Annotated in this window: 4 protein-coding genes; 3 read left to right on the top strand and 1 reads right to left on the bottom strand. The window is 36.9% G+C overall.

What is annotated here, in order from left to right; genetic code table 11:
* Positions 1-3: 3 nt before the first annotated feature.
* Positions 4-264, bottom strand: coding sequence for a DUF493 family protein (locus tag ACYQ0O_RS08310; protein WP_459892026.1), 261 nt, complete (start codon positions 262-264; stop codon positions 4-6).
* Positions 265-423: 159 nt separating this feature from the next.
* On the opposite strand from ACYQ0O_RS08310, the gene murJ reads away from it, so the two are divergent.
* From murJ to ACYQ0O_RS08325, 3 genes are all read left to right on the top strand, one after another.
* Positions 424-1,929 (top strand): murein biosynthesis integral membrane protein MurJ, encoded by a 1,506-nt coding sequence (gene murJ / locus ACYQ0O_RS08315; RefSeq protein WP_459892028.1) that lies wholly within the window; start codon positions 424-426, stop codon positions 1,927-1,929.
* 169 nt (positions 1,930-2,098) lie between these two features.
* Positions 2,099-4,681, top strand: a complete 2,583-nt coding sequence (locus tag ACYQ0O_RS08320) for an alpha/beta hydrolase family protein (RefSeq protein WP_459892030.1) — start codon at positions 2,099-2,101, stop codon at positions 4,679-4,681.
* Positions 4,682-4,713: 32 nt separating this feature from the next.
* Entirely contained in the window at positions 4,714-6,042 is a 1,329-nt protein-coding gene (locus ACYQ0O_RS08325; RefSeq protein WP_459892032.1) for an OmpP1/FadL family transporter, read from the top strand.
* Positions 6,043-6,113: the final 71 nt, after the last annotated feature.

Here is a 6,113-nt window from a genome sequence, read left to right on the forward strand (position 1 = left end):
GGTTTAAAGTGCAACAATGCCTTCTATCTTTGATGCCCTCTTATAAATCTCAATGACTTCATCAGACGAAGCCACATAACACCTAACAGATATACTAATAAATTTTCCATTCTTTGAGTTTCTAACAAAAACGTCCTCTCCTTTAAATAACTCTATCACCTGGTTTTTTCTGTCTATGGGCACTATAAATTTAAACACATAATTATCTGGAAAAATGTGTATTTCTTCCAGTTTTTCTTTAAATCCTTCCCATGTAAAGACCATAATCCCACCTATTGTTTTTGCTCACAGTTTTAAAATTGAACCTTAACCAACTTTGTCAAAACTTTTGAACATGTTAAATAATTTTACTTTAGTTGTGTTAAATTGTATGTTATTTACACCAATCATTCAATCATAAACTTTATAAGTCAATAAAAAGAGATGTCCAGTCTGGTTAAAAATAGTTCAATTATTGCAGGTGCCACTCTTCTTAGCAGGACACTGGGTTTTTTACGAGATGTAGTTATTGCCTATGCCCTTGGAACCAGCGCAATGGCCGATGTCTTTTTTGTGGCCTTCAGGGTACCAAACCTTTTGAGGAGACTGTTTGCTGAAGGCTCCCTTACAATGGCCTTTGTACCAATTTTTAAAAATTTACAACTGAAACAAGGAAAGGAGTCAGCCTTTTGCTTTGCAAGGTCCACATTTTATTGGTTAATTACAATTTTAACCATAATAACAATTATTGCAATTATTTTTGCACCCTATATTACCTCAATTGTTGCCCCTGGCTTTAAAACCAGACCGGACATATTTAATTTCACAACAAAACTAATCAGGATATGTTTCCCCTACATAATCTTTATATCTGGTGTTGCCCTATGTATGGGGATTTTAAATTCACTTGGCCACTTTGCTATGCCCGCCCTTGCCCCTTGTATGTTAAATATAGTGTTAATTGGCTGCGCATTTTTCGCCTATTTCAAAAAAATAAATGTCTCTCTTGCACTCTCATATGGTGTCTTAATTGCCGGAATTTTACAATTTCTCATGCAGCAACCAGCCTTAAAGAGTTATGATTTTTCATGGATAGGGAAGGTAAATTTAAGACATAAGGGATTGAAACTCCTTTTAAAACTAATGCTCCCATCAGTATTTGGGGCAGCAGTATATCAACTAAATATTGTACTTAACACCATTTTGGCATCATTCCTATCAACTGGTGCTGTGTCATATCTCTATTATGCAGATAGGTTGGTACAATTTCCATTGGGAATCTTTGGAGTGGCAGTTAGCGTAGCTGCCCTACCAGATCTATCCCAATTAGCTGCACAAAAAGACATTTTAAAATTCAAACAGACCTTAAATCAAAGTCTTTATTTGATCCTATTTGTGTGTCTTCCTGCAACAGCTGGTTTAATTGGCCTATCTAAGCCCATTATCCAGATTTTGTTTCACAGAGGGGCATTTGACATACACAGTGTAAATGCAACTTCCATGTGCCTTGTTGCATATGGAATTGGTTTACCTGCTTTTAGCATGGTTAGAACCCTTGTATCTTCTCTATATGCTTTAAAAGACACCAAATCTCCGGCAATCATTGCATCTATTTGTCTGGTGGTAAATCTCATTTTGGGGCTTCTGCTTATGAAAGACCTCAAGTATTTTGGCCTGGCCCTGGCAGTATCCATCTCATCATGGATAAATGTAATACTCTTATCCTATTGTCTCTATAAAAAAATTGGTTCCTGGATAGATTTACAAAAAAAAATTCTCACATTTATTTTTCTAAGTATCCTTATTCTCATTGTCTGCATATACCTGTCTAATTTTAACACCATCTCTGTATTATTTATACCAGTTATTGGCAGCGTATATCTGCTTATGAGCGCGTACATGGGCATAGAAGAAGCATCTATTATCTTAAGATTTATTAAGAAAAAATAAATCCTAGGTAAAAGCCTGTACCTTCTTTCTTCTAGTGGCTTCTAGTGGTACGAAAAATTCTTCGTTTTTTTTCGCCCATTTTATCCAGGTATCTTGACATCAATAAATAACTTCATTTACATAAATTAACGTTTATAACCAAAACCAACTTAACGTCAAGGAGGTACACATGAAAAAACTAACCAGGTTTGTGCCCATTATTATTGGTATTTTGCTATTTTTTATGGGCTGTGCAGGAAGTGGAGACAATGACACTGGATCTTTTGTATCAGGCAAGGTAATCCAGAGTTATGTTGCAAATGCTACTGTATGCCTGGACTCAAATGAAAACAGAATATGTGATCCTGGGGAAATTTCCACCACTACAGATGATAATGGACATTTTTCTCTTTCTATACCCGATGATGCAGCAGGCCTCCTCCTTGCCCAGGGAGGTATAGTTAAATCCACTAAAGAGCCTGCTCTCACCTTACTTGCTCCAGTGGGTGCAAAAAATATTACTCCTCTGACTACCTTAGTTGCTCTAAAGCCAGATTTAAAGGCAAAAATTGAGGAGCTAGGTGGATCTTATGACACTGATCTTGCAAGTTCTAATGGAGTTAGTGCGAAACTCCTTGGACTCTCCCTGGCAGTTGAAACCACATTGTACAACTTAAAAAATCAGCTTCAACTACCTGCTGAAAAACAAATTATTTTAATGGCAAATATTGCTAATGAGTTGGAGAAAACCACTTTTGATATGGACTCAAACATTATTGGGGCATTTAACAGAGGAATAAATGGGGCTTTAGGAATAAATGCAACAATTAATGCTATTACATCCAATATCCAGGATATTCTGAATAAGATTGGCGAGGGGACAGTTAAGGAAGAAGATGTTCTGTCTAATTTAAAAGACACTGTCTATGTGAGCGTATTCCCTGTGCTTGATCCAACAAATGAGATCTTGCCTGTGCCAAATGACGTTGTCTGGGCAAATACAAACTATACAGTAATGTTACCCACCAATTCCACTGACCCTGCTGAAAATGCCCTATATTCCGCAATAGATAAACTTAAAATAAAGGGTCTTAGCCCCAATGCCCCAATAGCTATTCCCCTTAGCTCAACAGAACCGCTGGACAAAGATTCTTTAACCAACAATATATATTTAATAAACACACAAGTATTAGCTGGAGCCATCTATCAAGCCTTAAGTCAAATGGGCATGCAACCACCAGGGACTGATCTTGCTAGTATATTAACATCACTATCCCAGCTAAGTGTTGATAGTTTACAGGCATTAATTAGTAATTTGGACTTAGAAAATATTGACATAGATGACATTAAAGTTGTCCAGGATGGAAACTACATCAAAATTTTCCCGTTAAAGCCACTTGCTCCTGGAGCTCAATTTTTAGTTGTACTTAAAAAAGGAATAAAATTACAGTCAGGTACCTATCTTACATCCAGCATGCTCTTTGATTTATTAAAATCATCGTCTGAAATAACTTCAGCAGACTTAAAGGCACTGGAGCCCTTAAGACAAGCTTATGCTCCTCTTTTTTCCATCTTAAATGCCTATGGAATATCAAAAGACGATATTCTAGAGCTCTTCACCTTTACCACTGCAGACAAGAGCTTAAGTTTACAGGATTTTGGACTTATTGCAGCTGCCCTTCAAAATAACATGACATTAGATGACTTTTTAAATGTTTCAGGTAAACAAATATCTGGATTAGAGTTAGCAAATGCAACATCTGAATATTATCAAATAAATGGAGCAATTTCGTTACTTAAAGGACTTGCAGCAGTTAACAGCACTGATTTTACCTCATTTGATATAACCACCTTAACTAACAATCCACCAACTCCAATAAATGTCCCTTATCTAATAGTAAATGGTAATTTATATAGTGATTCAGTATTGGTTTTTCAACATGGACTTGGGAGCAAAAAGGAAGCAGCATATGTGCTGGCACAAAAAATTACAAATATGCCTATAATTGCCATGGACCTTCCAGAACATGGTGCAAGGAGTTCTGATCCTGAAAATTCAGGTGCGAACTATCTAACTGGTAATCTTGGTCAGGATAGAATTAATCTGTATCAATCCTTCTTTGATATCGGTATGTTTTTAAACCTCATAAAGGACGGTAAATTTGACATTAATGGAGATGGAACCCCTGATCAACCAACAAACATATATTATGTTGGCCAATCCATGGGTTCAATTACTGGGTCTGTTGCTACATCTTTAAATAGCAATATTATTGATAAAGTTGTTCTAAATGTGGGGGGAGCAAACTATGCAGCTCTTGTTGATCAAGCTTCAAATGCCCTTATCCAAGGACTGTTAAACAGCTTAGGACTGGAAAAAAACAATACTGAGTATTTTGTAACCTTAGGAATATTACAACTACTACTGGATCCTTCAGATCCAGTATATCTTGCAAATAGCTCCATAAAAAATAAGGCAATGTTACAGTCCTCTTATCATGATACTGTTGTTCCCAATGTCTCAAATAAAATCCTGGCGTCAACCCTTGGATTTGATCAATACATTGAAATAACTTCCAGTTCCTCTTTCCCATCTGACTACAATAAGTGGTTTATGTTTAAGGGAGATGGGGAGAAAAACTGGATTACCCATGGAATCCTGCTGGGTGTACATCCAGAATATTATCCAGAAGCAGCAGATTACCTGGATAATGATAACTTATCATGGGCCTACGATACAGTTAATGATTTTATAATTAATTACCTGCAATAAATAATGAATTTTAATTATAAGTGGAGGTATCTATGAAAAAAATCTTTATCATCTTAGGAACACTTCTTTTAATAGCCCAAAGTCCCTGTTTTGGGGCAAATGTGGATACATTTGGTATAGGTGCCAAGGCAACTGCCCTTGGGGGTGCCTTTGCAGCATATGCAGATGACGTATACGCTGTATACTATAATCCAGCAGGACTGACTCAAATCAAAAACAAACAGATCTCCCTTGGATCTGTGAATATTGATCCCTATCTTAAAGGAAAAAATTATAGAGTAGAGAAAAACGGGTCAATTATTGCTGGACCAACTGATTTTGAAGACGAATCTCCATTATTTATAGTTCCACATATGGGCTTTGCCATGCCCATAAATGAGAAAATGACCTTTGGCTTGGCCGCATATGTTCCATACGGACTTCACTTAAGGTGGGACAATACTGAAAATTTTTATCAAAACCCTGCTTCCTATAATTGCTATGAATCCTGGTATTACAGATTAGTAGCAACCCCTACTATTGCATATAAAGTAAACGATAAACTATCTGTGGGATTTGGCATATCTCTGGGGAGATCTGAAGCAGGCACATATCTAAATTCTTATGATATGTGGCCCCTAACTGTTAGAGAAAAAATAGAGCTTACTGATGATTTCAACTATTCTTTCAATATTGGACTTATGTATAAATTAACAGACCAATTCACCTTTGGTCTCACATTTAGATCCCAGGCAGATGCAAACTTTGAAGGAGATCTTAAATTGAAAAACCTTTCTGAAACAGAAAAAGCTATCCTGGCTGCTCAGGGCATTACAAGATATAAAACAGATGTGTCACTAGATGATGTGGACCATCCAAACCAGATTCAGATAGGTCTTAGATATACGCCAAATGAAAAATTATCAATTGAAGCAGATGTTGTCTGGACCCAGTGGTCTATTGTGGATTATCAGACCCTGGAGATAAAAGACCCCATGTTCCAGCAAGCACTTGGAGGAAAAGAATTAAAAATAAAAAGAGACTGGAAGGATACAAACCAAGTAAAGATTGGGATTGAATACAAGGCAACAGATATACTCACTTTAAGGTGTGGCTATTTTTACGATCCCACCCCTATTCCTGATGATACCTTTGACAACTTGTGGCCCGATGCAGATAAAAAGACCTATTCTATTGGTGCTGGACTTCACTGGGGTAAATGGCAAATAGATGGTACTCTACAATACACCATTACGGAAAAGGATAGGGTAATTGGCGGAGAGAGCGTGAACCTAAACAACTCCTATGATGGCGATAAGGTTTCACTTAAGGCAGGTGGGGAGCTGTGGGGATATGGTTTAACAATCACATACAACTTCTAAAAAACTAAGGGATAAGGGCAATCTGTCCTTATCCCTTATACTATTCATTTAGAGAGGGTATTTTCCAGTTT

The organism is Desulfothermus okinawensis JCM 13304 (genome assembly GCF_054654515.1).